Genomic DNA, 26,510 nt, shown 5'->3' with positions numbered 1-26,510 from the left:
TTATTTTCCTCGCAAACGTTGTTGCCAGAGCAGCAACAGCACGAACACCGGTACCCCCAGCAAGGCCAGCAGCAGGCCGGCCGGCAGTTGCACCGGTGCGAACAGGCTGCGGCCGAGCCAGTCGGCCAGCAGGGTCAGCAGGGCGCCGTAGCCCATCACCGGCAGCGCCAGTTTGCCGGGCTGGGGCGGATGCAGAGCCCGGGCGAGATGGGGCGCCAGCAGGCCGACGAAGCCGAGGGTACCGGCCGCCGCCACCGCCATGGCGCTCAGGGCACAGGCCAGCAGCAGGCACAGGCTTTCCAGCAGGGCGACGGGGGTGCCCAGCATGCGGCTGCTCAGGGGGTCGAGCTGCAGCGGCGCCAGTTGCCGGCACAGCAGCCAGCCGGCGGGCAGCAGCAGCGCCGCCCAGCCCAGGGTGGTAAGCGCCGGGTCGCCGTGGCTGCCGGCGAAACTGCCCGCCAGCCAGGTCATCACCATGGCGATCTGCTGGCTGTCGGCCAGGATCAGCAGGCAGCCGATCAGGGCGCTCAGCAGGCTGCTCAAGCCGATTCCCATCAGGATCAGGGCCACCGCCGCCGTGCCCCGGCTCAGCCACCACAGCAGGGCCGTGCTGGCCAGGCCGCCCAGCAGCCCGAGCAACGGCAGCCACTGGGGGGAAAGGCCGGGTATCAGCAGCAACGCCAGCACCACCGCCAGCGCCGCGCCCTGGTTGATGCCGATGATGCCGGGATCGGCCAGCGGGTTGCGGGACAGGGTCTGCAGCAGCAGCCCCGCCAGCCCGAGCCCGGCCCCCACCAGCGCCGCGGTCAGTACCCGCGGCAGGCGCAGCTCGCCGATCAGTTGCAACGTCAGGCCGCGATGCTCCGGCGCCAGCAGCAGCGACAGGGTGTCGACGCTGCCGTTGAGCAGGCACCAGGCCAGCACCGGCGGCAGCAGCCACAGATAACCGTAATGACGCAGATGTCGCTTCCCCGCTCGAGGTACCTCCGTCGCACCAGCCACAGGAACCAGGGCACCCCCAGCAGGGCCAGCGCCATGCCCGGCGGCAGCCGGTCCTGTTCGTCGACCGCCAGCACCAGGCCATCCGCCGCCGCCAGCAGGCCGGCGCCCAGCACCATGCTGCCGATCAGTTGCCGGTGCAACCGCTCGCCCAGCCAGAAACGGGCCATGTGCGGCACCACCAGGCCCACGAACAGGATGGGGCCGCTCACCGCCACCGAGGCCGCCGTCAGCAGCAGCACCACGGCCGACACCGCCAGCAGCACCAGCACCGGGTTCAGTCCCAGGCTGCGGGCGGTGTCGCCCCCGGTTTCCAGTATTTCCAGCGGCCGGCCGCACAGCAGCGCCAGCAGCAGGGCGGGAAAGACCAGGGCGGCCAGGGGGGGAAGCTGGGCCGGCACCACCAGCGACAGGGAGCCCGCCAACCAGAAGCGGATCACGTCCAGCGCGTGCTGATCCAGCAGCAGCAGCATGGTTCCCAGGCCGCCGAGCAGGGTGCTGAGCAGGGCGCCGAACAGCAGCAGGCTGTCGGCCGCCAGCCGGCCGGTGGCCAGCCTGACCACGCCGAACACCAGCACCATGGCCAGGGTGGCCCCGCCCAGGGCGGCCAGGCAGGCATGCCACAGGGTAAAGGGCAGGGGCGAGATCAGCAGGCACACCAGCCCCAGGGCCGCGCCCTGGTTCAGCCCGAGCAGGCCGGGGCTGGCCAGGGGATTGTGGGTCAGCCGCTGCAGCAGGCAACCGGCGGTGCCCAGGGCCGCGCCGATCAGCAGGGCCGCCAGCAGCCGGGGCAGCCGCAGTTCGGTCAGCACCAGGTAGTCGACGGGCGGCATCGCCTCGCCGCCACCCAGCAGCCAGCGCCAGCCGGACCCGGCCAGGTTATCCCCGCCGAGCAGCAGGGCCAGCGGCAACAGCAGCAACACGGCCAGCGGCAGCCAACGCCGCCAGGGACTAACGGGGCGAGTAGTCATCGATAATCCGCTCCAGATCCATCAGCACCTTTTCCGCCGCCAGCGGGCCTATGCCCAGCATCCAGTAGCCGTCGTCCACCTCGTAGAGCCGCCCGCCGAGCAACGACCAGAAGGCGGAATCCTGCCAGCGCCGGATCAGGGAGCCCTTCTCGGGGGCGTATTCGCTCAGCAGTATGATATCGCCGTCCAGGGCCTCGATATGGCGGGGCGACGCCAGTTGCCGGGCGAAGCCGCCGCCCGCCTGGGACGCCGGCCGGTCCAGCCCGCAACGCGCCAGCAGGCTGCCGACGAAGGAGTCGCGCAGGTACAGCCGGACGTGGGTCTGCATGGAGCGCACCAGCGACAGGGTGGGATGGCCCTTGCGGGCATGGAGGGCGGCGATGCGCCGGCAGCGGGCATCGATGGCCGCCAGCCGCCGTTCCGCTTGCGGCTCGCGATCGAGGGCCCGGGCAAACAGCAGGAAGTTCTCCGCCCAGCCGGCGCCGACGCTCTCGCTGAACACGGTGGGCGCCATGCCGGACAACAGCGGATAGAGCCGGCCATGGCGCAGCCGGCTACCCAGGATCAGATCGGGCTGCAGTTGCAGCAGCCGTTCCAGATCCGGCTCCTGCACCACCCCCAGCGCCACCGGCGGTACCGCCGGCGCCAGGTAAGCGGGAAACTGCCCGACCTGATAGGGGGTGGTGGCGGCGATGGGCGTCACCCCCAGCGCCAGGGCCATATCCAGTTCGCCGGTATCCAGCACCGCTACCCGCCGGGGTTGTGCGGGCACGCAGCTCTCGCCCATGGCATGGGGCAAAAGGCGGCACCCGGCCGCCGTTTCGCCCCAGGCCGGCGGGTGCAGCAGCACCAGCAACGGCAGGAAAAAGCGCCTTACCACCGGTACTGGTAACCCAGCTTCAGGGTCGCGCCACTGGCGGGGATATGGCTGGTGTTCTTGCCGTCCCGCAGCAACTGGCCATAGACATGGTAGTAGTCCTTGTTCAGCAGGTTTTCCACCCCCAGGCTGAAGCCGTGCCGGCCCTGATCGTAGCGGGTGCTGTAATCCAGGGTGGTGTAGCTGTCGACCTGGCGGCTGCCGAAGCCCACCTTGTCCTTGAAGGCGTCGTCCCGGGAGCCGCTGTAGTTGGCCTGCAACCGGTGCAGCCACTGATCATGAGGGCTGTACTCCACATAGGCCCGCACCTGCAGCGGCGGGATACGGTAGCCGTTGAGCGCCTTCCACTCGCCCGCCGCCTCGTCGTAGCTCTCGCCTTCCATCCAGGTCAGCAGGCCGCCCAGTTGCCACTGTTCGTTGAGCCGGTGATCCAGGGTCGCTTCCACCCCGTAGATCCGCTCTTTCGCCCGGCGCTGGGCAAAGGCGAAGTCCTGAATCACTACCGGTCCCAGATCCGAGGTGCTGTAGAACAGGGCCAGGCTGCCCTGGGTATAGCCCCAGTCGCCCCGCCAGCCCAGCTCGTAGTTGTCGGTCTTGATCGGCTTGAGCTCGGAGTCGTTCACGTTGAAGCCGGAGGGGGCGACGCGCAGCTGCAGCCCCAGATCCGGCAGCTCGAAGCCCTGGGAGAAGTTGCCGTAGAGTTCCATGCTGTCGGTCAGGCTGTATACCAGGCCGGCATTGAACAGGACGTCGTCGAAGCTGACGTCGCCGCCCTCGATGGCGTTGCCGCCCAGGGTGGTGAAGTCGTCGAAGGACGCCTTGGCGTGCTCGTAGCGGGTGCCGGCCTCGCCGCGCAGGCGTTCGCTGAAGTCGTACTCCAGCTGGGCGAAGGCGCCGACGGTGCGCTGGGTCAACGGCGGCATGAACAACTGGTCTCCGGTATCGACGAACACCAGGCCGCCGCTGTTGTCGTAGGCCGCGATATCATAGGTGGTCACCGGCATTTCCGATTTTTCCCGGCTCAGATCCAGCCCCCAGCGCAGCAGGGTATTGTCGTTCAGATCCGAGTTGATGGTCAGGCGGCTGCCGAGGGTTTCGCTGTCCAGGTAGGTCTGTGCCAGGTTGTTGCCCCAGGCCGCTATGTTGCGGGCATCGAAGGGGGTGAAACGGGCGTGGTAGTCGCGGTAGTACAGCTGGGCGTCCACCACCCCCAGCGGGGTCTGGTCGGCATTCCAGGCCAGGTTCACCAGGCTGTTGCGGGTACGGTTCTGCTCGTCCAGTTGCAGCCCGGAGATGGCCCTGGCCCGGACATCTCCCGGTGCCGCGGCATTGACCGCCGGATCCGAGGCGTAATCGGTGTCCTGCTTGGCGTCGAGATGGTTGGCGGACAGGGTCAGGGTGCCGGCGTCGAGGTGCCAGCTGACCTTGCCGGCCAGGTTGAGGCTGTCGGTATCCGACAGGTCACCCTGGCTGGGCTCGGGCGCAATGCGATCGCCATTGCCGTCGAAGGCCGCGCCCTGGTGCTCCCAGGCCAGGTTGAAACCGTAATCGAAGGTCTCGTTGCCGCCCCCCAGGGACTGTTCGCCGCGATAGCCCAGGCCGTCACCCGTCACCCTGGACAGGGAGCTCTGCACCCCGACCTTGGTCACGGCTTCGCCCTTGTTGCGCCGGGTGATGATATTGACCACGCCACCGGCGGCGCCGCTGCCGTAGACGGCGCTGCCACCGCGCAGCACCTCGATGCGCTCGATATTGGCGGGGTCGATGTTCATCAGGTCGCGGCTGATGTTACGGCTGGTGTTCTGCGGAATACCGTCGATCAATACCAGCAGGTTGCGCCCGCGCAGGGTCTGGTTGAAGTTGGTCAGGGTCTGGCTGGCCGGCGCCATGCCCGGCACCGTCTTCGCCAGCACTTCCCCCAGGTTGCGGGCGGTTTGCAACTGGGTATCCAGCTGTTCGCGGTCGATCACCGTCACCGCATGGGCCAGCTCGCTCGCCTCCATGCCCTGGCGGGTGGCGCTGACCACCACCGTTTCCAGCTCGTAGGGTTCTGCCGCCTGGGCCTCCACCGCCAGCGGGGCCGCCACCATCATCGCCAGCACCGGCGATACCTTGCTTATCTTGCTCATATAATCCTTGCTCTGTGCTGAAGGCCGATATCCATGGGCAGGCGAAGAGCGACCTTCCTCCTCTTCCGCCCGTCCTTTGCGATGGGTCAGAACGTCAAAAAACCTTCCGGCATACGGGTGCGGCCGGGCAACCGAGCCCGGTCGATGAGGGCACCAAGGCGGCGGCGATGACGGAAGGGGAATGAAGGCGCACTGTTCCTTGGCATAGAGAGGAAACCCCAATTCAAATGAGAATAATTTTTGTTTGGGAATTATTTTGTATTTGATTTCCTATTGCAATATGCAGGGGAACTTTTTTCTGATTTTGTGGACACCAGGCTTGGGGTGCCATCCCGGTGTTTTCCGTACGACCCCCTCATCCGATGGAGATCTTCCGATTTCCCGCCTAGGCTTTGAGTGGCGACAGCACTACACCCTCACCCCGATTGGCACGAGAGGCTTTCCCATGAAAGGCGACAAAAAGATCATCGAGTACCTGAACCAGGTCCTGACGGCAGAGCTGACCTCCATCAACCAGTATTTCCTCCATGCCCGTATGTTCAAGAACTGGGGGCTGAAAGAGCTGGATGAAAAAGAGTACAAAAAATCGATCAAGGACATGAAACAGGCCGATGCGCTGATCGAGCGGGTACTCTTCCTCGAGGGCTTGCCGAACCTCCAGAAGCTCGACCCGCTGCGTATCGGCGAGCACGCAGAAGAGATGCTGCAATGCGATCTGGCCCTGGAGCTGGAACAGCTGCCCCTGCTGCGCGAGGCCATCGCCTACTGCGAGTCCAAGGGGGACTATGTCAGCCGGGACATGCTGGAGGATATCCTCGAATATGAGGAAGAGTATGTCGACTGGCTGGAAACCCAGCAGGGGCTGATACGGGACATCGGCATCAAGAACTATCTGCAGGCACAGATGTAGGGAGACCAGGGCATGAAAGGCAACAAGAAGGTCATCGACACCCTGAACCAACTGCTGGCCGGAGAGTTAACGGCCATGGATCAGTATTTTATCCATTCCCGCATGTATCAGGACTGGGGGCTCAACAAGCTGTACGAGCGTATCGATCACGAATTCGACGATGAAAAAGGCCATGCGGCGGCGCTGATCGAACGCATTCTGTTTCTGGAAGGGACGCCGGACATGACCCAGCGTGCCGGCCTGAAAATCGGAAAGAAGGTTCCGCAGATGCTCAAAAACGACCTGCAGCTCGAATACGACGTCGACAAGGCACTGAAAAGCGCGATCAAGCTCTGTGAAGAGCAGAAGGATTACCAGAGCAGGGCCATCCTCGTACAGATGCTGGCCGATACGGAACAAGACCATGCCTACTGGCTGGAAAAGCAACTGGGCTTGATCGACAAGATCGGGCTGGAGAATTACCTGCAGTCACAGATGGGCTGACCGAAAACGCACAGATGCGGGCGCGCCGCCCGCGCTCCAACGGAGCGGCGCCGCCTAATCTTCCCAATTCCAGCATTGAAATAAAAACAATTATCGTTAATATTTGTGCCAGATTCAGGCTGGTCCAATCCGGCCGCCCTTTTCCCGACGAGGACCCCATGCAGGCAAGCCCTTCCTTCCGGATCCCCCTGGCACTCCCCTCCCTGGCCGGAGAACTGGCCGAGCTGTCGGCCCGGCTGGGAGAAAGCGGCTGGTCGTGCGGTGCCGCCGACCCGGGCTGGACCCCGGCCGGGGCGTTGATGACGCCCGGCTCGGCGCTGCTGGAAGGTTGGCTGGAACACGAGGGCAGCCATTACCCCGACACCGATCTCAAGACCCGCTGCGCTTTCCTGCTCGGCCGCTATGCCTGGTACCTGGCCCTGCCCCTGGCCGGGCTGCGGCTGCTGGGCGGGCGGCTGCCCGGATTCGGCCCGGCGCAGCTGGCGCTGAAGATGGAGGAGTACCAATGGCGGCATGAAGGCCAGGAAGGCACCGCCCGCCGCCTGCTGCTGCGCTTTGCCGACGGCTACCCGGCCGATGCCGGAGAAGAGACGGAGCGGCGGCTGCGGCACGGGCTTGAGGAGCATATGACCCCGCTGGTGAGCCTGCTGCACCGGCGCTGCGGCCTGCCCGAACGCGGACTCTGGTGCCTGGTGGCAGACTCGGTGGCGCTGGCCTTCCTGCACGCGGGCCAGCGGCTCGGCTGCGAGGCGCGGGCCAGGGCCCTCGCCCTGGCCGTGCTCAAGGAGCCCGGCTCCCCGCTGTACAACCGCAAGACCGGCTTTGTCGACATCGTCCTGCCGGACCCGGACCACCCCGGACGCGAGCCGGTCCGGCGCAGCTTCCGCACCCGCGCCGGCTGCTGCCGTTTCTACACCACCCAGGGCGGCCGCTACTGCGCCACCTGCGTCAGGGAACAGCCGGAAAACCGGGACCGGCGCCTGCGCGAACTGGTACGGGCTCAGTTGGCCGCAGACTGAGCGGCCTGTTCCAGGGCCTTGTCCAGCCCCCGCCACACCGCCTCGTGCTGGCAGTGGGCGATATTGATGCGCACATGGCTGTCCGCCTCGGGCTGGCGGCTGAAGTGCCGCCCCGGTGCCAACAGCAGGTTCTGCTCGGCGGCCAGGCTGGTGAGCCGGCCGGCACCAATGCCGTCCGGCAGCCGCAGCCAGCAGAAGAAGCCGCCCGCCGGGCGGTGCTCCACCCGGAATCCCATCGCCTCGAAGCGCCCCAGGGTCGGCTCCCGCACCTCGTCCAGCCGCCGACGCAACTGCTCCACATGGCGGCGATAGCGGCCGCCGGTGAGCAGTCGGTACATGATGGTCTCGGTGGAGGTGGGGGTGGACATGCCGGTGATCAGCTTGATGTCGGTCAGTTCGGCGATCATCGCCGGGTTGCCGGCGATAAAGCCGACCCGGAAGTCCGCCGACAGGGTCTTGGACAGGCTGCCCAGGTAGAGGGTGCGCTCGAACCCGGCCAGGCTGGCATAACGCAGGCTCTGCTGGGGGTCGAAATCGGCGTAGATGTCGTCTTCCAGCAGCCAGCAGCCGTGCTCGGCGAGCAGGCTCAGCACCTTGTAGGCCCGGCCGCGGCCGACGCTGGCCCCCACCGGGTTGCTCAGCACCGAGTTGGTGATATAGAGCACCGGCTGGTGCTCGGCCAGGGCCTGGCGCAGCAGCGCCAGATCCGGCCCTTCGAGCCGCCGGGGCACCGGCACCGGCACCGCCCCCATCAACCGCAGCAGGGTAAGGAAATTGTAGAAGCCGGGGTCGTCCACCAGCACCCGATCGCCGGGCCGCACCAGGGCGCGCAGCACCAGGTCCAGGCCGTGGGAAGCGCTGGCGGTCATCAGGATCTGAGACGGATCCACCTGGATATTGAGCTGCTCCAGCCGCAGCACCAGTTGGCTGCGCAGGGCGGGATGGCCCTGGGCGGTGCCGTATTCGGTGAGTGGCGCCGGCTGCCGGGCCAGCTCGCGCAGGGCGGAGCGGATGTCCTGATCCCCCAGCCAGTCCGCCGGCAGGCAGCCGCTGCCGGGCTTGTAGCGGAAGCGTTCGGTATCCATCACCTGGCGCAGCAGCGCCACCTCCTGGGCCATGGCGCTGGCGGAGGCATCCACCTCCAGCACCAGCCGGCGGGTTTGCGGGCTGCGCGCCACGTAAACGCCGCTGCCCTGGCGACTGACCACCAGGCCGGCGGCCACCAGCCGCTCGTAGGCGTCGGCCACGGTGAAGCGGCTCACTTCCAGTTGTTCGGCCAGGGCGCGGATCGAGGGCAGCTTTTCCCCAGGCTTCCAGCGCCCCTCGCCGATAGCCTGGGTGGCGTGGCGCACCAGCTGCTCCACGAAGGGCTGGTTGTCGGCCTTGTCGAAAGCCCAATCGGCGGCGGAAATTGTCATGGCGTGGCTACCTGTACACTCGGGTCATTTTTATAGGAAGTGTCCTGATTGTCCGGTAGTAAAGCGGCTAAGCTGGCCAAAAGCAAGCAACCGGAGTCCGCCATGAAGACCAGCAGCCAGCCTACCCTCGATACCCGCCCCCTGCTCGGCATGGCCTGGGGCCTGCTCGGGGTCATGACCTTTTCCGCCGGCCTGCCCGCCACCCGCATCGCGGTGCAGGAAATGCCGGCGCTGTTCGTGGGTGCCGGCCGAGCCGGCCTGGGCGGGGTGCTGGCCCTGCTGCTGCTGGCGGCGACGCGTCAGTCCCTGCCCAGCGGCCGCCAGTGGGCCCGGCTGGCGGTGGTGGCCGCCGGGGTGGTGTTCGGCTTTCCCATCCTCTCCTCCCTCGCCCTGGAGACGGTGTCGGCCACCCACAGCGTGCTGGTCACCGCCCTGCTGCCCCTGTGCACCGCCCTGGCCGGCGCCTGGCTGCACCGGCACCGGCCAAAAGCAGGGTTTTGGCTGTGCGCCCTGGCGGGCACGACGCTGGTGCTGCTCTACGCCGGTCAGCAGGCCCAGGGCCACTGGCAGCTGGCGGATCTGTGGCTGTTGCTGGCCTGCGTGCTGTGCGGCCTGGGCTATGCGGAAGGGGCGCGACTGACCCGGGAGCTGGGCAGCTGGCAGGTGATCTGCTGGGCGCTGGTGCTGTCGTTGCCGCTGCTGGCGCCGCTGATCTGGCTGAGCCGCCCCGAGTTGGCCCTCACCAGCCCGGCGGGCTGGCTGAGCTTTATCTACCTCGGCAGCTGCAGCATGTTCCTGGGCTTTTTCTTCTGGTACAAGGGGCTGGCCCTGGGCGGCGTGACCCAGGTCAGCCAGGTGCAATTGCTGCAGCCCTTCGGCGCCCTCTGGTTCGCCGCCCTGCTGCTGGGCGAGCCGATCTCGGCCCAGGCCATCTGGATCTGCCTGGCCGTGGTGGCCTGCGTGGCCCTGGGCCGGCGTTACGCCTGAGCAAAACGTAAAAATAAAAATTTGAGTTGTTGACTGGCACCATAACTGTAAACTCAATTTATCATTTTTACGTTAAGGTATACCCATGGCCAGAATACGGGTACCCAAGCCCATCGACGAGCTGTTCGGCAATGTTGAACCCAGGCAATTGTTCGAGCTGATGCAACGCTACAAGGCGATTGGCGACAAGGGACGCTATCTGCACTGGGATCAGTTCCAGCGTCGGGTACCAAAAGGGGACGATATCGAGATGGCCTGGCTGGCTGTCAAGATGGCCCGGAGGGCCATAGCCAAACGACAGGAAGATCTGCAGGCCGAACGCGGCGCCTGCTTTTCCTTCTGCGTCCCCGAATCCCTGTACGCCCAGCTGCACACCATAGATCGCCTGACCGGCGGCGGCCACGCCCTGGGCGACAGCCCCTTCGTCGGCGCCAGCGAGAAGAACCGTTATCTGGTGCACAGCCTGATGATGGAGGAGGCCATCACCTCCTCCCAACTGGAAGGGGCCTCCACCACCCGCAAGGTGGCCAAGGACATGCTGGAGCAAAGCCGCCCTCCCCGGGACAAGTCGGAGCAGATGATCTTCAACAACTACCTGCTGATGAAAAAAGCGGTGGAAAGGAAGGACGAGCCCCTGACGCTGGAACTCATGCTGGAGTTGCACGAAATCGCCACGCGGGACGCCATCGACAACGATGCCGTCCCCGGCGAGTTGCGCCGGGACGACAACATCTTCGTCACCGATCTCTATAACGAAGTGGCGCACCAGCCTCCCCACTGGGAAACGCTGCCCGAGCGGCTGCAGGCGCTGTGTGATTTCGCCAACCGGGATCACGGAGACCACCATCAGGAAACTTTCATCCACCCCGTGATCAAGGCGGTGATACTGCACTTCATGGTGGGCTATATCCATCCCTTCGGCGATGGCAACGGCAGGACGGCAAGGGCCCTGTTCTACTGGTTTATGTTGAAGTCCGGCTACTGGCTGTTCGAATACCTCTCCATCAGCAAATACATCCAGGAAAAACGGGGCGATTACGACAGGGCCTTTATCTACACCGAAACCGACGACTTCGATCTGACCTACTTCATCTATCACCAGATGAGCGTCATCATCAAGGCGGTGCATGGCCTGCTCGACTATATCGAGCAGAAGCGGCAGGAACTCTACTCTTTCATGGCCTGGACCGACAGCAGCCCCGTAGCCCAGGGCCTGAAACGCGGTCACCTGGAGATCCTGAAAACGGCAGTGAAGGAACCGGGTCGCACCTTTACCGCCAGGACGGTGAGCCTGGATCTGGGGATCAACGAAAATACCGCCCGCAGCTATCTCAACAAACTGGTGGACGAGGATCTGCTGGTGGCCAGCCGGCGTCGGGGCAGCCGCACCCAGCTTTACATAGCACCGGCGGATCTGAAAACCAGGCTGAAGATAGTGGAATAGGAAGCCCCCCCGCTTCGGCGTATAATGGGCCTCGGTTCAAGCAGTACGGGGCCTCTGGTGAATACCCTCAAATACCTCGCCGGTTATCCGGAAAGCATCCAACTCCAGGCCGGCGAGCTGCTCGACAGCGGCCGGCTCGGCGGTTACCTGCAGCGCAAGTACCCGACCCGCCATCAGATCCAGAGCGACAGGGCGCTGTACGACTACATCAACGGCCTCAGGAACCAGTACCTGCGCAAGAGCCCGCCGCTCAGCCAGGTGCGCTACGACAGCAAGCTCAACGTGCTCAAACAGGCGCTCGGCATGCACACCTACCAGTCGCGGGTGCAGGGCAGCAAGCTCAAGGCCCACAACAGCATCACCGTCGCCGCCCTGTTCAGGGAGGCACCGCCGGAATTCCTGCGCATGATAGTGGTCCACGAGCTGGCCCACTTCAAAGAGAAGGAGCACAACAAGGCCTTCTACCAGCTGTGCTGCCATATGGAACCAACCTATCACCAACTGGAGCTGGACACCCGGCTCTGGCTGCTGTGGCGGGACCAGCAGAAGAGCGCCTGAAGCACCTTTATGGCGCAGAGCTACCACTTTAGAGGTACCACTTTGGTGCAATAGGCCTTTTTCTGCACAGTGATCGTGCATTTCGTTGCAAAAGCGCCTTGATTTGGTGCTCCCGCCTCCGCCCACCGCTCAGCCATTTGGACACAATAGGCAATAAAAACAAGGCATTGCCAGCTTGGCATGATTCCGGCTTAGGTCCGTACAACATTATTGTCACGAGCTTAGCGAGAACACCCACATGTCTGCTTCCAAACTCAAACTACTGTCCTTCAGCGGCAACAGCCGCGTCCTGCATCTAACCTGGCTGGCGTTTTTCATCAGCTTCGTGGTCTGGTTCAACCACGCCCCCCTGATGGTGTTTATCCGCGACTCCATGGGGCTGACCAGCCAGCAGGTGTCCACCCTGCTGATCCTCAACGTGGCCCTGACCATACCGGCCCGCATCGTGGTGGGCATGCTGGTGGACAAGTTCGGCCCGCGCGTCATGTATTCGCTGCTGCTGGGGATTTCCAGCCTGATCTGCTTCTTCTTCGCCCTGGCCCAGAGCTTTGAGCAGATGGCCCTGGCCCGCTTTATGCTGGGCTTTGTCGGTGCCGGCTTCGTCATCGGCATCCGCATGATCTCCGAGTGGTTTCCCGCCAAGCAGGTGGGCCTGGCCGAAGGCATCTACGGCGGCTGGGGCAACTTCGGCTCCGCCGCCGCCGCCATGGTGCTGCCGGCCATCGCCCTGCTGTTCGGCGGCGACAATGGCTGGCGCTACGCCCTGGGCCTGACCGGCGCCATCGCCCTGGTCTATGCCTTCATCTACTACTTCAGCGTGTCCGACACCCCCAAGGGCTCCACCTACTTCAAGCCCAAGAAGACCGGCGCCATGGAAGTGACCAGCAAGGGCGATTTCGTGCTCTACATCCTGATGAGCATCCCCCTGTACGCGGCCCTGGCCCTGCTCACCTGGAAGCTGTCGCCGGCCGGCGTGTCCCTGCTGTCCGCCACCGCCAGCCAGCTGATCTACGCCCTGCTGGCCGTGCTGTTCGCCTGGCAGCTGTATCACATCGTCAAGGTCAACAAGGACATCTTCCACAAGCCGGTGCCGGCCATCCATCGCTACAAGTTCAAGCAGGTGGCGGTGCTCAACCTGGGCTACCTGGCCACCTTCGGCGCCGAGCTGGCGGTGGTGTCCATGCTGCCGCTGTTCTTCAGCGACACCTTCGGCATCAGCGCGGTGCAGGCGGGCATACTGGCCTCGGCCTTCGCCTTTATGAACCTGGTGTCCCGTCCCTGCGGCGGCCTGTTCAGCGACCGGCTCGGCCGCAAACGGACCCTGACCCTGAGCCTGGCCGGCGCCGCCATGGGCTTTTTCCTGATGGGACAGATGGACAGCAGCTGGCCGCTGGTACTGGCGGTGCTGGTCACCATGGCCTGCTCCTTCTTCGTGCAGGCCGGCCAGGGCGCCGTGTTCGCCGTGGTGCCGCTGATCCAGCGCCGCCTCACCGGCCAGATCGCCGGCATGGCCGGCGCCTACGGCAACGTGGGCGGGGTGGTGTTCCTGACTGTGCTGTCCTTCGTCTCGCCCCAGGTGTTCTTCTGGGTGATCTGCACCGTGGCCGCCCTCACCATGGTGGTGGTGCAGCTGATGGACGAGCCGCGCGGCCAGATGGCGGAAGTGCTGCCCGACGGCACCGTGCAGATGATAGATGTACACTAAGCCCTGAAATCGACCAGGCCGGCACAGCGCTATCCATATGTAGTATCGACTGTGCCACTGCCGTAGGATCCGCTGCAGGTACCGCTTTAGATGCCGCTGTAGAATCCGCTGTAGGTGCCGCTTTAGATGCCGCTGTAGGATCCGCTGTAGGTGCCGCTTTAGCCGGCACAAACCTGGCACGAACCAGCAGGAAAACGGCATCAGACCTTCAGGGTCCTTCCGTTTGCAGGCTGCGCCACGTAAACGGGCGCCTACAGGATAAAACGCCGAACGGGTCGCGTTTCAAACTGAGTGATGCGCGCCAAGGTCTCTCAACAACATCGCCAGGAACCACCTTTGACCAACAGCCTCAAGGTGCGCTGCGGCCAGCACTCGCTGGCCGGGCGCAAGGCCGAAAACCAGGACGCCCTGGGCTTCTACGCCCCGGACAACCCCCAGTTGCTCGACGCCAAGGGCCTGGCCTGCGTGCTGGCCGACGGCATCAGCAGCAGCGACCAGGCCGCCCTGGCCAGCCAGTCGGCGGTGCGCGGCTTTCTCTCCGACTACTTCAGCACCCCGGACAGCTGGTCGGTCAAGCAGTCCGGCGCCAAGGTGCTCACCGCCATCAACCTCTGGCTGTGCAGCCAGGGCAGCCAGTTCCTGAACGAATCCCGCTCCGCCGCCACCACCTTCTCCGCCCTGGTGCTCAAGTCCACCACCGCCCACCTGTTTCACGTGGGCGACAGCCGCATCTACCTGTGGCGCAACGGCGATCTGGAACCCCTGACCCAGGATCACCGCATCCGCCTGGGTCAGGGCCGGGAATACCTGGCCCGGGCCCTGGGCGTGGACTACGGCCTGGAGATCGACTACAAGTCGCTGCCGGCCGAGCCCGGCGACCGCTTCCTGCTGCTGACCGACGGCGTCTACGAGTTCGTGCCCGATGCCGAGCTCAGGCAGTTGCTGCACCGGCATCCGGAGCCGGAAGCCTGCGCCGCCGCCATCTGCGAGGCGGCCCTGGCCGGCGGCAGCGACGACAACCTCAGCTGCCAGCTGCTGTGCATCGACGCCCTGCCGCGGCCGGAGATGGACGAGGTGGTCGCCCGCCTCACCGACCTGCCCTTTCCGCCCGAGCTGGAGCCGGGCATGGTGCTCGACGGCTACCGCATCCTGCGCGAGCTGCACGCCAGCTCCACCAGCCAGCTCTACCTGGCGGTGGACACCGAGGGCGGCGAGCAGGTGGTGCTCAAGACCCCCTCGGTCAACTTCGAGGACGATCCCGCCTACCTGGAGCGGTTCCAGCTGGAGGAATGGGTGGGCCGGCGCATCAACCATCCCCATGTGGTGCGGGTACTGGAGCAGCGCCGGCCCCGGCACTTTCTCTACTATGTGCTGGAATACCTGGAGGGCCGCACCCTGGAGCAGCTGCTGGACGACGAGGGTCCCCTGCCGCTGGAGCAGGTGCGCCGGCTGCTGCCCCAGCTGGTGGCCGGGCTGCGCGCCTTTCACCGGCTGGACATGCTGCACCAGGACCTCAAGCCCGGCAACATACTGGTGACCACGGAAGGGGTGGCCAAGATCATCGACTTCGGCTCCGCCCGCATCGCCGGCATCGCCGATATCGCCACCCCCATCGCCCGCAAGGCCCTGCTCGGCACCAAGCAATACACCGCGCCGGAATACCTGCTGGGCGAGCCGGTCGACGCCCGCGCCGACCAGTTTGCCCTGGGCTGCATCCTCTACCAGTTGCTCAGCGGCCGGCTGCCCTACGGCGAGCGGCTGGCCGCCGCCAGCGGCCGGGGCCAGCTCAACCGGTTGCGCTACACCTCCCTGCGCCAGTACCAGCCCCAGTTGCCCCACTGGGTCGACCGGGCCCTGGCCCGGGCGGTGGCGCTGTCGCCCGGCCAGCGCTACCCGGCCCTGTCCGAGCTGGAAGCCGACCTCAGAAAACCCAACCCGGCCTACCTGCGCGAGGAGCAGCTGCCGCTGGTGGAACGCCACCCCCTCGCCTTCTGGCGGGGGCTGTCGCTGTTGTTGCTGCTCGGCAATATCCTGCTGCTGGCATTGCTGCTGGGCGGGGCCTAGCCGCAGCTTCAGCCGCGGGAACCCGTCGGCAACGCAGGAACAGCGCCGTTCGACACCTTGGAGCGCAGGCGGCCCGCCTGCCTTCGCGCGCAGCGCGAACCCGAGGATTGGCTTACCACACCGCAGGTTTAACAGGCGCGAGGCAGGACAGGCATCGCAGATTGGGCTATGCCATCGCCCACCTCGGTGCCACCCTCATGCGGGCGGGCCGCCCGCGCCCCAAGAAACATCATGCTGGTCAATTTTTAAACTGAAGGGTACTCTGGTCACGCGCTCAGGGCACCACCAGCCGGTAGCCGATGCCCGGCTCGGTAAGCAGGATGCGGGGATGGGCGGGCTGGGCCTCCAGCTTCTGGCGCAGCTGGGACATGTGCACCCGCACATATTCGTGGTGCTCCACGTGGGCGGGGCCCCAGACCGCGCTCAGGATCTGGCGGTGGGTCACCACCTTCTCGGCGTGGCGCAGCAGGAACAACAGCAGCTTGTACTCGGTGGGGGTCAGGTGCAGCGGCTCGCCGCCCTTGCACACCCGCCGCGCCGCCGGATCCACGGTGATGTCCCCCAACTGCAGGGGCAGTTCGGCGTCCCGCCCGGGGCGGCGCAGGGCCACCCGGATCCGCGCCAGCAGTTCCTGGGCACCGAACGGCTTGGTCAGGTAGTCGTCGGCGCCGGCGTCCAGGGCCTCCACCTTTTCCGCCTCCCGCTCCCGCGCCGAGATCACGATCACTGGCATCGCGGACCAGGCTCTCAGCTCGCGCAGCAGCGCCACCCCGTCCATGTCGCCCAGGCCCAGGTCCAGCAGCACCAGATCCGGGGTACGGCCACTCAGGCAGCGCAACCCCTCGGCGCCGCCGGCCGCCGCCTCCACCCCGTACTGGTGGCTGCGCAGCAGGGTCTGCAGAAAACGGGCCATGGAGGCGTCGTCTTCGATGATCAGGATATGGGGCTGGTTGGCCGTCATGCTGCTTTTCTCCAGGCCGGCCACACCAGGCGGGCCGTCATCGTGTGTCCGTCATCACTCTCGGTCAGGTAGAAGGCGCCCTGATGCAGGTCCGCCACCGCCCGGCAGATGGGCACGCCCAGGCCGGCGCCGCCGTCCCGCTGCAACCGGACCGCCCGGCCACCGCAACCGTTGCTCAGGGTAAAGGCGTAGAGTTCGCCGTGCCAGTGCCCTTCCAGCCGGAAGGGCGCCTGGCCGTGGCGCACCGCGTTCTCCAGCATGTTGGCCAGGGCGATCTCCAGCAGGGTGGCGTCGCCCTGCACCGGGGTGTCGTCGTCGATGGTAAAGTCGAAGCGCACCTCGTCGAACAGGTTGCCACGCCGGCGCAGGGCGGCACTGACCACCTCCTCCGGCATCACCACCTGCAGGCTCGGCTGCTCCTGGCGCTGCACCCGGTTGAGCTCCATCACCTTGTCGAAATGGCTGCTCAGCACCCGGCTCTGCTGGTAGATGGCCTCGGCGATCTCCCGGTATTCCGCCTCGCCCAGGCGCACCTGGGGGTCCGCCAGCATGCTGGCGTTGCCCATGATGCTGGCCAGCGGCGTGCGCAGATCGTGGGACAGGGAGCGCAGCAGGGCGTTGCGGCCGCTGGCCAGCTCCGCCTCCAGCCGGGCCTCCTGCTCGGCCCGGGCCAGCCGGCCCCGGGTCAGGGACTGGCCCAGCAACGAGGCCGCCACCCGCAGCAGGGTGCGGTTGGCCTTGTAGGGGCCGGTGGCGCAGCAGAGGTAGGCCACCAGCCGTTGCTTGTCGAACACCGGCAGCGCCTCGCCCTCTGCCGGCGGCTCGGGGTGGATGCTGACCGGGCTGCCCAGCCGGCGGCCCAGCAGCTGGGTCACGAACTCGTACATGGCTTCGGGCCGGCCGTGCCCGGGCAGGCCCCGGGCCAGCAGGAACATGCCCCTGAGCTGGCGCAACAGCTGGCGCACCCGCTCCAGCCGGCCGCGCAACTGGCCGCTGAGCCGGCTGATCAGCAGGCCCACCGCCAGCATGACGGCGAAGGTGAGCAGGTAGTCCAGGTTGTGCACGTGCAGGGTGTAGTAGGGCTCGACGAAGAGCACATCGAACAGCAGCACGCTCAGCACCGTGGCCAGGCTGGCGCGGCGGCTGCCCTGGCGCACCGCTATTACCGCCACCACCAGCAGCAGCGCCATGGCGATGTCGGTGGTGGTGAGCCAGCCCCGCAGCGGCAGCAACAGCAGCACTGCCAGCAGGGGGCCGCCCAGGCTCACAAGCCAGGGCGGCAGACGTGGATTATCCCAGGGCAATACGGCCTCCCGCATAGCGCAGCGGACGCTCCGGGTTGCCCGCCAGGGCGGTAAACAGATACACCGGGCTCAGCTTGCCAATCATCATGACTGCCATGATGAGCACTTTGCCCCCCGGACTCAACTCCCCGGTCATGCCCGTCGACAACCCCACCGTGCCCAGGGCCGAGATCAGCTCGAAGATCATCGCGAAGGGATCCGCCCCGGGCATCAGGTAGAAGGCCAGCAGGGTCACCAGCAGCAACAGGATCAGGGTGATCACCAGGATGCCGGCGGCCCGCAGCATGTACTCCACCCCCAGCATCCGACCCAGCATGCGGGTTTCGGTGCGGCCCTGCAGGGCCGCCACCACCCCGGTGATCAGCAGCACGAAGGTGGTGACGCGGATGCCGCCGGCGGTGGAGCCGGGGCCGGCGCCGATCACCATGTTGAGCATCAGCCAGCTCTGCCCGGCCGGGCTCATGGCGGCGATGTCCAGGCTGTTGAAGCCGGCGGTGCGGGCGGTGGCGTTCTGGAAGAAGGCGTGCAGCAGGCGTTCCCGCCAGCCCAGCCCGGCCAGGCTGTGGTCCTGTTCGAACAGCAGCAACAGCAGGGTACCCACCATCAACAGGGTCAGGGTGGCCCAGAGCACCAGCCGGGTATGGACGCTGCGGCAACGGCGCAATACCAGCAGTTCGAACAGCACCGCGAAGCCCAGGCCGCCGATGATAAAGCCCGCTGCGTGGGCCAGCAGCATCCAGCCCGGCGACACCGACATCAGGGAGTCGCCGAACAGGGCGAAGCCGGCATTGTTGAAGGCCGACACCGCATGGAACAGGCTGGTGCCCAGGCCCTGCTGCCAGCCCAGCAGCGGCACCCAGTGCAGGGCGAACAGCGCCGTCAGCACCGTTTCCACCCCCAGGCTGAACAGCAGGGAGAAGCGGAGCACGTCCGACAGCCGCAGATCCGGCCCCACCTGCCAGAAGGAGCTGAGCATGGCCTGGTTGCGCAGCCCCACGCTGGCGTTGAACGACAGCATGGCCGCCGCCCCCAGGGTCATGTAGCCCAGTCCGCCGAGCTGGATCAGCAAGCCGATGATGATCTGGCCCAGGGCCGAATAGTCGCTGCCGGTATCCACCACCACCAGGCCGGTAACGGTGACCGCCGACACGGCGGTGAACAGGGTGTCGAGCCAGCCCACCGGCGTGACCCGGGCCGCGGGCAACAGCAGCAGCAGGCTGCCGGCCAGGGCCAGCGCCAGGTAGCCCTGCAACAGCAGCAGCGCCGGCGAGCCCAGCCGTTTGTGGGTCAGGACAAGCTGCGCAGACATGCTTCCAGTTGCTCCTCGCCGGCCAGTAACAGCAGCTTGTCACCCGGCTGCAGCCGGCCCGCCTGGGCCAGTTGCTCGGGCTGGTAGTCCTTGTAGCGGGACAGGGACAGCAGCTTCACCTGGTGCCGCCCGAGCAGGGACATGATGTTGCGCTCGATATGGGCCGAGGTGACCTCGATCTCGGCCACCATCTGGCCGGTGGACAGCACTTGGCGGCTGCACAGCTCCGGGTGGCCCAGCCAGGCCGCCACCATCTCGCCCATGGCCTGCTCCGGGTTGATGGCCCGGCTCACGCCCATCTTCAGCGCCAGCTTGTGGTGATAGCTGTCGCGGGTCTTGCACCAGATCGCCTCCACCCCCGCCTCCTTCAGGTTGAGGATGGTGATCAGGCTGCTCTGCAGATCGGTGCCGATGGCCACCACCACCGCGAAGAACTGCCGCCAGTCGATACTGGCGGTCACCTTGGGGTCTGTGCCGTCGGCGATGATGGCCTCGGCCACATCATCGGCGATGGCGTGCACCCGCCCCTGATCCGAGTCCATCGCCATCACCTCCAGGCCGGCGCCCCGCGCCGCCCGGCAGAAGGCCGAGCCGAACCGGCCCAGGCCGATCACCGCAATACGTTTTTTTGCCATGGTTTGAAGTCTCCGTAAGCCATGAGCCAAGCCTACGAAAACACGCATAAGGAGGGTGTTTAGATTGCGGGGACGGATATAAAGAAACTGTAAAGACATGGGCCGGCCAGGACGACCCATGTCCGCCGGCGGACGCTCAGCCCGCTTCCCGGTAGCCCGTCATCTGGACCAGCCCCTCGCCCAGGGCCCGCATGTCGTAGCCGGTGGGGGTCTGGTGCACCCGCAGCCCGAACTCGGGCAGCACCGCGAAGATATGGTCGAAGATGTCGCCCTGGATGCCCTCGTATTCCACCCACTTGGTGGTGTTGGTAAAGGCGTAGATCTCCATGGGCACGCCGTTCGAGCCCGGCTCCAGCTGGCGCACCATCAGCGTCATCTGCTGGTGGATGTGCGGATGGGCCCGCAAGTAGGCGTTGAGATAGGCGCGAAAGGTGCCCAGGTTGGTCAGCCGGCGACCGTTGACCAGGGACGACAGATCCGCCTGCTGCTCGCTGTTGTGGCGGCCCAGCTCCTGCACCTTGTCGTCCAGGTAGGGGGCCAGCAACTGGGCCTTGTGCAGCCGCTTCAGTTCGCTTTCATCCAGGAAGTGCACGCTGCTGGCATCCAGGTGCAGGCTGCGCTTGATGCGCCGGCCGCCGGACTCGCTCATGCCGCGCCAGTTCTTGAAGGAGTCGGCGATCAGCGCATAGGTGGGAATGGTGGTGATGGTGTTGTCCCAGTTGCGCACCTTGACCGTGGTCAGGGCGATGTCGATCACCTCGCCGTCGGCGCCGTACTTGGGCATCTCCAGCCAGTCGCCCACCGACAGCATGTTGTTGGCGGAGAGCTGGATGCCGGCCACCAACCCCAGTATGGGATCCTTGAACACCAGCATGGTCACGGCGGTCATGGCGCCCAGGCCGCTGAACAGGATCACCGGCGACTTGCCGATCAGCACCGACACCATCAGGATGACGACCAGGATGGCGCCCACCAGCTTGATGCCCTGGAACAGGCCGCGCAGGGGCAGGTTGCGGGCGGTGCGCGACTGCACCGAGATATCCAGCAGGGCGTCGAGCAGGGAAAACAGCGACAGCAGGCCGAACAGCAGTATCCACAGGTGGGCGAGGGTCTGGATCACTGCCAGGGTGAGGCCGCCACCGCTCAGCCAGAGCCCGGCCTGCACATGGATGATGACCCCCTGCAGGGTGAAGGCCAGACGGTTGAACAGCTTGCTGTCGAACAGCGCCCGCTTCCACCAGTGGCGGGAGCGCCGGGCCAGCGTCTCCACCGCCCGGAGCACCAGCCGGTGCAACACCAGGTGAATGATGACCGAGGTGGCCAGGATAAAACCCAGCACCAGCAGCAAGGCAATGAGATCGGAAAATTCCAGTTGATAGGCTTCCAGCCAGTTCATGACTTGCGCCTGCATACACGACTCCCGTTGTTATGGTGGTGTGACCGCCGGCCCGTAGGCGTAGGGGCCGCCGGCCTTGAGCGCGCGCAGGTAGGCAGGCCTGGCCTGCAGCTGCGCCACATAGTCCCGGATACGGGGATACTGCCCGCCCATGCCGGTCCGGCTCAGGGCCGCCTCCAGCGGAAAGCTCAGCTGGATGTCGGCGGCGCCGAAGCGCCCGTCCACCAGCCAGTCGTGGCAGGAAAGGTGATCCTCCACAAAGTCGAGATGGCTCTTGATCTGTTGCCGCAGGAAGGCCTTGTCCACCTCCGCCACTATCCTGTTGACCAGGGGCCGGACGAAGAAGGGCACAGGCGCCGCCTTGACCCTGTCGAACACGTAGCGCATCAAGAGCGGCGGCATCAGCGAGCCCTCGGCGTAATGCAGCCAGTACACATAGTCCCACCAGGCGGGGGAGTCCGCCGCCGGCAGCAGGGCTTCCCGGCCATAGGTCTGGGCCAGGTAGTCGACGATGGCGCCGGACTCGGCCAGGGTCAGGTCGCCGTCGGTGATCGCCGGCGCCTTGCCCAGTGGATGGACCTTTTTCAGGCTTTCCGGCGCCAGTTGGGTTTCTTTATCCCGTTCATGATGCTGGACCCGGTATTCCAGTCCCAGTTCCTCCAGCAGCCAGAGGATGCGCTGGGAACGGGAGTTGTTCAGATAATGCAGGGTTATCATCTTAATCCCCCTCTGATAATCTACTGTCGAAAAAGCAGGTTTCCATACTGACACAGGTCGGGAGCGGCTTCATCCGAGTTCTGCCTCTTGGTCCGCGCTGGCCGGGTACAAAGGATCGTAAACCGGCGCTAAGGGAAGCCGCCGGCCCGCCCTGCTTCGGGGCCGCCATTCCTTGACCAGTCGTGGGGCTGGTAGACATGTCCATGTCGTTTTTAAGCAACCGCCCGGAGTCAAACTGCTCAAAAATGCGGGAATCAAGGAGAAAGCGGGGTTCCCTCCCGAAACAGGGTACGCCATCGACGATCATCCGCAGATGGGCTTGTTGTAAATCCGATAGTGAAGCAAAATATTTCCGGCTTCGATAAGAATTCGGCACCGCACCTTAATTACAGTGACCCCGCCGATGGAACGGCACAGGGTAAGGATCCCTTATTCAATACCGCAGTGAATCATTCACAGGGAGAAAGGAATATGAACGGCTCCGCAACATCCATCGGCGGCCCATCGCCGGGCTCGTCACCCAGGCTGCCCCGTCATTCTCGCTCCGCCGCACACCGGGATCCCAAAAGAACCCAACCATTCCCAAATTCGGGCACGATAGTTGTTTAAAAAACATCCGCTCGGGCACGAAGGCGCTCCGCCGCTCCCGCCGTTCTACTTACGGAGTCCAGTTCAATGACCAGCATTAAAACCAAACTGCTCGCGGCTTTTCTCTGCACCACCCTGTTGCCGGTGATCGTGGTCGTGGCGCTGACGCTGCGCAACGTCAACCAGGACGCCAAGCAACGCTTCGCCGAGGCCAGCAGCCTCGACATCGCCATCGTCGATCAGGCCTTCGGCAACTTCTTCGACACCATGGGCCACGTGGTGTCGATGATGGCGGACTATCCGATCCTGAGCCAGACGCGCGAAGGCGCCATCAGCACCTATTTCGACGAGGGCCGCAAGCCCGCCGAGGTTGCCATGGCCAACGGCGGCCGCGAGCAGCGGCTGTTCGAACTGTTCAGCGCCATCGGCAACAACAACCCGACCCTGGGGTACGTCTATATGGGCGACCGGCACGGCGGCTATCTGGAATGGCCCGGCAGCGACAACTACGGCAACTGGGATCCGCGCAAGCGCCCCTGGTTCGACCTGGGTCGCGACGGTAACTACCAGCTGGTACGGCGCGACGGCTATTACTGGGAAGGTGACGATTCGGTCTATGTCTCCCTGCTGAAAGGCTTCCGGGACGAGCGCGGCGACTTCGAGGGGGTGGTGGCGGTCGACGTCTCGCTGAAGGCGCTCACCGACATGGTGCAGCGGATCCGTTTCGGCGAGACCGGCTTTATCATGATCGTCGAAGGCAACGGCAATGTCCTGGTCGATGGCGGCAATCCGGCCAACAACTTCAAGCCCCTGGCCGAACTCGGAAACTTCAAGGTGCTCGGGGCCCAGCAAGCCGGCCTGCTCGACATCACCATCGACGGGGTCGACTACATGGCCAATGTCTACCAATCGCCCGGACTGGGCTGGAAGTTCGTCGGTTTTATGCAGCGCGACGAAGTGTACGCCGAGGCGCAGCAACTGACGCGTACTACCCTGATCGTCAGCCTGGTGCTGGTGCTGCTGTTCGGCCTGCTGGGACTGGTGATCGCCGGCCGTATCGTCAATCCGATCAATGCAGTCAAGGGCCGTTTGAAAACCATCGCCGAGGGCGAAGGCGACCTCACCACCCGGCTCGATGTCGACAGCCGGGATGAAACCGGCGAGCTGGCGCGCTGGTTCAACCAATTCGTGGCCTCGACCCAGCGCCTGGTGAGCGCCATCAAGGAAACCTCGACCAGCATGGACAGGGTTTCGGCGCGCACCAACGCCAGCGCCAGCCAGATGGCCGGCGCGATCGGGCACCAGCGCGACTCCCTGGAGCAGATCGCCACCGCCGTGACCGAAATGGCCTCGACCGCCAACGAAGTCGCCCGCAACTGCAACGACACCGCCGACGTGTCTAATCGGAGCCTCAACGCGACCCGCGACGGCAAGGAGATCATCGACCGCAGCGCCACCGGCGTCGGCCGGCTGGGCGACAGCATCCGCCAGGCGAACGCCGTCATCCTCGAGCTGGAGAAGGAGACCGGGAGCATCAACGATATCATCTCCACCATTCAGGATATCGCCGGCCAGACCAACCTGCTGGCCCTGAATGCCGCCATAGAGGCCGCCCGTGCCGGAGAGCAGGGCCGCGGCTTCGCGGTGGTCGCCGACGAAGTCCGGACCCTGGCCAACCGCACCCAACAGTCGACCGAGGAGATCAACAACATCCTCGGCCTGCTGGTCAGCCGTACCCGGAACGTTTCCGTCACCATGGAGCACAGCCTGAAAGAGTCCGACGCCGCCATCGCCCTGTCCGATGAAACGAGGCAGGCGTTCGAAGCCATAGAGGCGTCGGTCGAGCAGATCCGGGACATGACGACCCAGATCGCCAGCGCCGCCGAAGAGCAGCAACTGGTGACCGAGGACATCAACCGGAACATACTGGCGATCAGCGAGTCGGCCAACCGGCTGCAGGAAATGTCCACCGAAGTCGAAGGCGCCTACGGCGAGCAGACCGGCCTCAGCCGCCAGCTGACGCAACTGGTGTCCAGCTTCAGGACCTGACGGCCCCATGGCCACCGCCCAGCCGCGCCAGCAGGGCCTGCAGCGCCGCGCTGGGCGGCATGTCCTGGCGGCGGATAAAGCAGGTGTTGACCCGGGCCAGCCGCTCCGGCACCGGCAGCTGCCGCAGCCCCCGGCCATAATCCCGGTGAGCCACCACCGCCCTGGGCATCAGGCTCACCCCCATGCCGGCGGCCACACAGCCGAGGATGGCCTCAAGCGAGCCGAACTCCATCAAGCGCAGCGGCGGCCGCCCCAGCTCCCTCATCCAGGCGTCGAGCCGGGCCTGGTAGGAGCAACCCTGGCGAAAGCCGATCAGGGCGCGGATGCGCTCGTCCTCCAGCCCGGTACAGCCTGCCGGCGCCACCAGCACCATCTCCTCGGCGAACAGCACCTCTTGCGCCAGCTCCGGGTGGTCCAGCTCGCCCCCCACCAGGGCTCCTTCCAGCCGGTATTCCAGCACCTCCCGGCGCAGCTCGGCGCTGGTGCCGGTATGCAGCCGGATCTCCACCCCGGGATGAGCCAGGTGGAAGTCCGCCAGCACCGGCGGCAGGCGGATGGCCGCCGTGGTTTCCATCGAGCCCAGCACCAGGCTGCCTTCCGGTTGTGCCGCCGGCTGCACCGCCTGGTGCGCCAGCTCTGCCAGGTGCAGCATGCGCCGGGCATAGCCCTGCAATTTTTCCGCCGCCGGCGTCGGCACCATGCCCCTGGCCCGGCGGTAGAACAGCGGCGTGCCCAGACTGCTCTCCAGCGCCTGCAGCCGGGCGGTCACGTTCGACTGCACGCAGTGCAGCTGGCGGGCCGCCGCCGTCACCCCGCCCTGCTCCCACACCGCCAGAAACACCCTGAGTTCATGCAAATCCATCGCCATCGCCTTACCCATCACTTTTTATGAAAGTCGCATCATAACTAATCATTAGACTGGATGGCGTACAAGGGCAATGATGGTGCAGGAACGAAAACGAGGAACCACAGTGACATCCCACGCCTCCTGGCGCCTGAGCCTGGCCGCCGGCATCGCCCTGCTGGCCATCGTCATGGGCATAGGCCGCTTCGCCTATACCCCGCTGCTGCCGCTGATGCAGGCCGACCAGCCCCTGTCGGATCTGCTGGCCGGCTGGCTGGCCTCGGGCAACTACCTGGGTTACCTGCTCGGCGCCCTCTGGCTGGCCGGCTCCCGCCCCGGCAGCAAGCCACTGCCACGCCTGCGCCGCCAGCTGCTGCTGAACCTGGCCTGCGTGGCCGCCATGGGCCTGACCAGCTCCCCCTGGCTCTGGCTGCTGTGGCGTTTTCTGGCCGGCTGGAGCAGCGCCGCCGCCTTCGTGCTGGCCTCGGGGCTGGTGCTGCTCAACGATCAGTACACCCGCAACCTCTTTATCTGGGGCGCCGGCGATCTGGCCCAGACCGACTGGCACTGGGTGCTCTGGCTGCTGCCCCGGTTGCTGCCGGTGGCGGTGGCTCTGGCGCTGTTCGCGCCCCGGCCGCTGACCCTGCTGCGCCTGGGGGACGACGCCGCCCGCGCCCGCGGCCTGAGCCTGTGGCCGGTGCTGCTCGCCCTGCTGGTGGCCGCGCTCTGGCTGAGCTCGCTGGCCATCACCGCGGTGGGGCTGATCGGCTTTATCGGCCTGCTCACCCCCAACATGGCGCGCTTTTTCGGCGCCCGCACCGCCCGCGACGAGCTGCTCGTCTCCACCCTGCTCGGCGGCCTGCTGCTGCTGGCCACCGACGCCATCGCCCTGGGCTTCAGCCGGGTTTCCACCGATCTGGTGCCGAGCGGCGCGGCGGCGGCGCTGATCGGCGCGCCCGCCCTGTTGTGGCTGTTGCGCAGCCGGATGCATGCCCAGGATCAGAGCGCCATCCGCCTGCCCGGCGAGGGGCACCGTCGGCTCCAGCTGCAGGTGCAGCAGGGCCAGCGCCAGCAGGGCGGGCGGCAGCAACAGGTAGCGGCTCATTCCGTCGGCACGCTCAGCAGGGCCCGGGTCAGGTTGTC

The 26,510-nt window shown here is 65.9% G+C and carries 22 protein-coding genes; 10 read left to right on the top strand and 12 right to left on the bottom strand.

What is annotated here, in order from left to right; all coding sequences use genetic code 11:
* Genes CGX12_RS09245 through CGX12_RS09230 form a run of 4 tightly spaced genes read right to left on the bottom strand, consistent with a single transcriptional unit; the run spans position 1 to position 4,976 of the window.
* The gene (locus CGX12_RS09245; protein WP_176442037.1) at positions 1-924 is read right to left on the bottom strand and encodes a FecCD family ABC transporter permease; all 924 of its coding nucleotides are present in this window, start codon (positions 922-924) and stop codon (positions 1-3) included.
* Entirely contained in the window at positions 849-1,970 is a 1,122-nt protein-coding gene (locus CGX12_RS09240; RefSeq protein ID WP_094039597.1) for a FecCD family ABC transporter permease, read from the bottom strand. Before CGX12_RS09240 ends, CGX12_RS09245 begins: the two co-directional genes overlap by 76 nt.
* A complete protein-coding gene (locus CGX12_RS09235; RefSeq protein ID WP_142995597.1) occupies positions 1,951-2,850 on the bottom strand; it encodes an ABC transporter substrate-binding protein in 900 nt (299 codons plus the stop codon). Before CGX12_RS09235 ends, CGX12_RS09240 begins: the two co-directional genes overlap by 20 nt.
* Positions 2,844-4,976, bottom strand: coding sequence for a TonB-dependent receptor (locus tag CGX12_RS09230; RefSeq protein ID WP_094039595.1), 2,133 nt, complete (start codon positions 4,974-4,976; stop codon positions 2,844-2,846). Before CGX12_RS09230 ends, CGX12_RS09235 begins: the two co-directional genes overlap by 7 nt.
* A gap of 445 nt (positions 4,977-5,421) precedes the next feature.
* Here CGX12_RS09230 and bfr (CGX12_RS09225) point away from each other — a divergent pair, with 445 nt between their 5' ends.
* The 3 genes from bfr (CGX12_RS09225) to CGX12_RS09215 all read left to right on the top strand — a co-directional run bounded on the left by bfr (CGX12_RS09225) (position 5,422) and on the right by CGX12_RS09215 (position 7,388).
* The gene (gene bfr, locus CGX12_RS09225) at positions 5,422-5,886 is read left to right on the top strand and encodes a bacterioferritin (RefSeq protein ID WP_094039594.1); all 465 of its coding nucleotides are present in this window, start codon (positions 5,422-5,424) and stop codon (positions 5,884-5,886) included.
* 12 nt (positions 5,887-5,898) lie between these two features.
* Entirely contained in the window at positions 5,899-6,369 is a 471-nt protein-coding gene (gene bfr / locus CGX12_RS09220; RefSeq protein WP_094039593.1) for a bacterioferritin, read from the top strand.
* 158 nt (positions 6,370-6,527) lie between these two features.
* Entirely contained in the window at positions 6,528-7,388 is an 861-nt protein-coding gene (locus tag CGX12_RS09215; protein ID WP_094039592.1) for a (2Fe-2S)-binding protein, read from the top strand.
* Here the strand turns inward: CGX12_RS09215 and CGX12_RS09210 are convergent.
* The gene (locus CGX12_RS09210; protein ID WP_094039591.1) at positions 7,370-8,806 is read right to left on the bottom strand and encodes an aminotransferase-like domain-containing protein; all 1,437 of its coding nucleotides are present in this window, start codon (positions 8,804-8,806) and stop codon (positions 7,370-7,372) included. The two genes, CGX12_RS09215 and CGX12_RS09210, sit on opposite strands and share 19 nt — an antisense overlap.
* Before the next feature lie 102 nt (positions 8,807-8,908).
* Between CGX12_RS09210 and CGX12_RS09205 the strand changes: the two genes are divergently transcribed.
* The 5 genes from CGX12_RS09205 (at position 8,909) to CGX12_RS09185 (ending at position 15,564) form a co-directional block, all read left to right on the top strand.
* Positions 8,909-9,793, top strand: coding sequence for a DMT family transporter (locus CGX12_RS09205; protein ID WP_094039590.1), 885 nt, complete (start codon positions 8,909-8,911; stop codon positions 9,791-9,793).
* Between the two features lie 85 nt (positions 9,794-9,878).
* Positions 9,879-11,237 (top strand): Fic family protein, encoded by a 1,359-nt coding sequence (locus CGX12_RS09200; protein WP_094039589.1) that lies wholly within the window; start codon positions 9,879-9,881, stop codon positions 11,235-11,237.
* Positions 11,238-11,294: 57 nt separating this feature from the next.
* Positions 11,295-11,795 carry a M48 metallopeptidase family protein gene (locus CGX12_RS09195; RefSeq protein WP_094039588.1) on the top strand — a complete coding sequence of 167 codons (501 nt, stop codon included), beginning with the start codon at positions 11,295-11,297 and terminating at the stop codon, positions 11,793-11,795.
* Positions 11,796-12,033: 238 nt separating this feature from the next.
* The gene (locus CGX12_RS09190) at positions 12,034-13,500 is read left to right on the top strand and encodes a NarK family nitrate/nitrite MFS transporter (RefSeq protein WP_094039587.1); all 1,467 of its coding nucleotides are present in this window, start codon (positions 12,034-12,036) and stop codon (positions 13,498-13,500) included.
* Between the two features lie 336 nt (positions 13,501-13,836).
* Positions 13,837-15,564 carry a bifunctional protein-serine/threonine kinase/phosphatase gene (locus CGX12_RS09185; RefSeq protein WP_096780072.1) on the top strand — a complete coding sequence of 576 codons (1,728 nt, stop codon included), beginning with the start codon at positions 13,837-13,839 and terminating at the stop codon, positions 15,562-15,564.
* Between the two features lie 274 nt (positions 15,565-15,838).
* Here CGX12_RS09185 and CGX12_RS09180 read toward each other — a convergent pair whose 3' ends face one another.
* The 6 genes from CGX12_RS09180 to CGX12_RS09155 all read right to left on the bottom strand — a co-directional run bounded on the left by CGX12_RS09180 (position 15,839) and on the right by CGX12_RS09155 (position 21,886).
* Positions 15,839-16,525, bottom strand: coding sequence for a response regulator (locus CGX12_RS09180; protein WP_094039606.1), 687 nt, complete (start codon positions 16,523-16,525; stop codon positions 15,839-15,841).
* Entirely contained in the window at positions 16,522-17,829 is a 1,308-nt protein-coding gene (locus tag CGX12_RS09175) for a DUF4118 domain-containing protein (RefSeq protein ID WP_094039605.1), read from the bottom strand. Before CGX12_RS09175 ends, CGX12_RS09180 begins: the two co-directional genes overlap by 4 nt.
* On the bottom strand, positions 17,816-19,138 hold the full coding sequence (locus tag CGX12_RS09170) for a TrkH family potassium uptake protein (RefSeq protein WP_094039585.1): 1,323 nt from the start codon (positions 19,136-19,138) through the stop codon (positions 17,816-17,818). The genes CGX12_RS09175 and CGX12_RS09170 overlap by 14 nt, the downstream gene beginning before the upstream one ends.
* Positions 19,117-19,773, bottom strand: coding sequence for a potassium channel family protein (locus tag CGX12_RS09165; RefSeq protein WP_094039584.1), 657 nt, complete (start codon positions 19,771-19,773; stop codon positions 19,117-19,119). The genes CGX12_RS09170 and CGX12_RS09165 overlap by 22 nt, the downstream gene beginning before the upstream one ends.
* 136 nt (positions 19,774-19,909) lie before the next feature.
* Complete coding sequence (locus tag CGX12_RS09160) at positions 19,910-21,184, bottom strand: mechanosensitive ion channel family protein (RefSeq protein ID WP_094039583.1); 1,275 nt, start codon at positions 21,182-21,184, stop codon at positions 19,910-19,912.
* 15 nt (positions 21,185-21,199) lie between these two features.
* Entirely contained in the window at positions 21,200-21,886 is a 687-nt protein-coding gene (locus tag CGX12_RS09155) for a glutathione S-transferase (RefSeq protein ID WP_094039582.1), read from the bottom strand.
* 675 nt (positions 21,887-22,561) lie between these two features.
* Here CGX12_RS09155 and CGX12_RS09150 point away from each other — a divergent pair.
* The gene (locus CGX12_RS09150; protein WP_094039581.1) at positions 22,562-24,523 is read left to right on the top strand and encodes a methyl-accepting chemotaxis protein; all 1,962 of its coding nucleotides are present in this window, start codon (positions 22,562-22,564) and stop codon (positions 24,521-24,523) included.
* On the opposite strand, the gene CGX12_RS09145 is transcribed toward CGX12_RS09150, so the two are convergent.
* Complete coding sequence (locus CGX12_RS09145; protein WP_094039580.1) at positions 24,513-25,385, bottom strand: LysR family transcriptional regulator; 873 nt, start codon at positions 25,383-25,385, stop codon at positions 24,513-24,515. The genes CGX12_RS09150 and CGX12_RS09145 overlap by 11 nt on opposite strands.
* 109 nt (positions 25,386-25,494) lie before the next feature.
* On the opposite strand from CGX12_RS09145, the gene CGX12_RS09140 reads away from it, so the two are divergent.
* Positions 25,495-26,510 (top strand): iron chelate uptake ABC transporter family permease subunit (locus tag CGX12_RS09140; RefSeq protein WP_217898156.1); only part of this gene is annotated, 1,016 nt, incomplete at its 3' end.

Source organism: Zobellella denitrificans (assembly GCF_002237365.1).
In the GTDB taxonomy this organism is placed as follows: domain Bacteria; phylum Pseudomonadota; class Gammaproteobacteria; order Enterobacterales; family Aeromonadaceae; genus Oceanimonas; species Oceanimonas denitrificans.
Note: the sequence above shows the minus strand (reverse complement) of the source record. Positions and strands in the feature narration are given on the sequence as shown.

Excerpts from the sequence above, each read along its gene's own strand:
- CGX12_RS09240 (WP_094039597.1), bottom strand. The coding sequence starts at position 1,970 with ATGACTACTCGCCCCGTTAGTCCCTGGCGGCGTTGGCTGCCGCTGGCC.
- CGX12_RS09230 (WP_094039595.1), bottom strand. The coding sequence starts at position 4,976 with ATGAGCAAGATAAGCAAGGTATCGCCGGTGCTGGCGATGATGGTGGCG.
- bfr (WP_094039594.1), top strand. The coding sequence starts at position 5,422 with ATGAAAGGCGACAAAAAGATCATCGAGTACCTGAACCAGGTCCTGACG.
- bfr (WP_094039593.1), top strand. The coding sequence starts at position 5,899 with ATGAAAGGCAACAAGAAGGTCATCGACACCCTGAACCAACTGCTGGCC.
- CGX12_RS09215 (WP_094039592.1), top strand. The coding sequence starts at position 6,528 with ATGCAGGCAAGCCCTTCCTTCCGGATCCCCCTGGCACTCCCCTCCCTG.
- CGX12_RS09210 (WP_094039591.1), bottom strand. The coding sequence starts at position 8,806 with ATGACAATTTCCGCCGCCGATTGGGCTTTCGACAAGGCCGACAACCAG.
- CGX12_RS09205 (WP_094039590.1), top strand. The coding sequence starts at position 8,909 with ATGAAGACCAGCAGCCAGCCTACCCTCGATACCCGCCCCCTGCTCGGC.
- CGX12_RS09200 (WP_094039589.1), top strand. The coding sequence starts at position 9,879 with ATGGCCAGAATACGGGTACCCAAGCCCATCGACGAGCTGTTCGGCAAT.
- CGX12_RS09190 (WP_094039587.1), top strand. The coding sequence starts at position 12,034 with ATGTCTGCTTCCAAACTCAAACTACTGTCCTTCAGCGGCAACAGCCGC.
- CGX12_RS09180 (WP_094039606.1), bottom strand. The coding sequence starts at position 16,525 with ATGACGGCCAACCAGCCCCATATCCTGATCATCGAAGACGACGCCTCC.
- CGX12_RS09170 (WP_094039585.1), bottom strand. The coding sequence starts at position 19,138 with ATGTCTGCGCAGCTTGTCCTGACCCACAAACGGCTGGGCTCGCCGGCG.
- CGX12_RS09165 (WP_094039584.1), bottom strand. The coding sequence starts at position 19,773 with ATGGCAAAAAAACGTATTGCGGTGATCGGCCTGGGCCGGTTCGGCTCG.
- CGX12_RS09160 (WP_094039583.1), bottom strand. The coding sequence starts at position 21,184 with ATGCAGGCGCAAGTCATGAACTGGCTGGAAGCCTATCAACTGGAATTT.
- CGX12_RS09155 (WP_094039582.1), bottom strand. The coding sequence starts at position 21,886 with ATGATAACCCTGCATTATCTGAACAACTCCCGTTCCCAGCGCATCCTC.
- CGX12_RS09150 (WP_094039581.1), top strand. The coding sequence starts at position 22,562 with ATGACCAGCATTAAAACCAAACTGCTCGCGGCTTTTCTCTGCACCACC.
- CGX12_RS09145 (WP_094039580.1), bottom strand. The coding sequence starts at position 25,385 with ATGGATTTGCATGAACTCAGGGTGTTTCTGGCGGTGTGGGAGCAGGGC.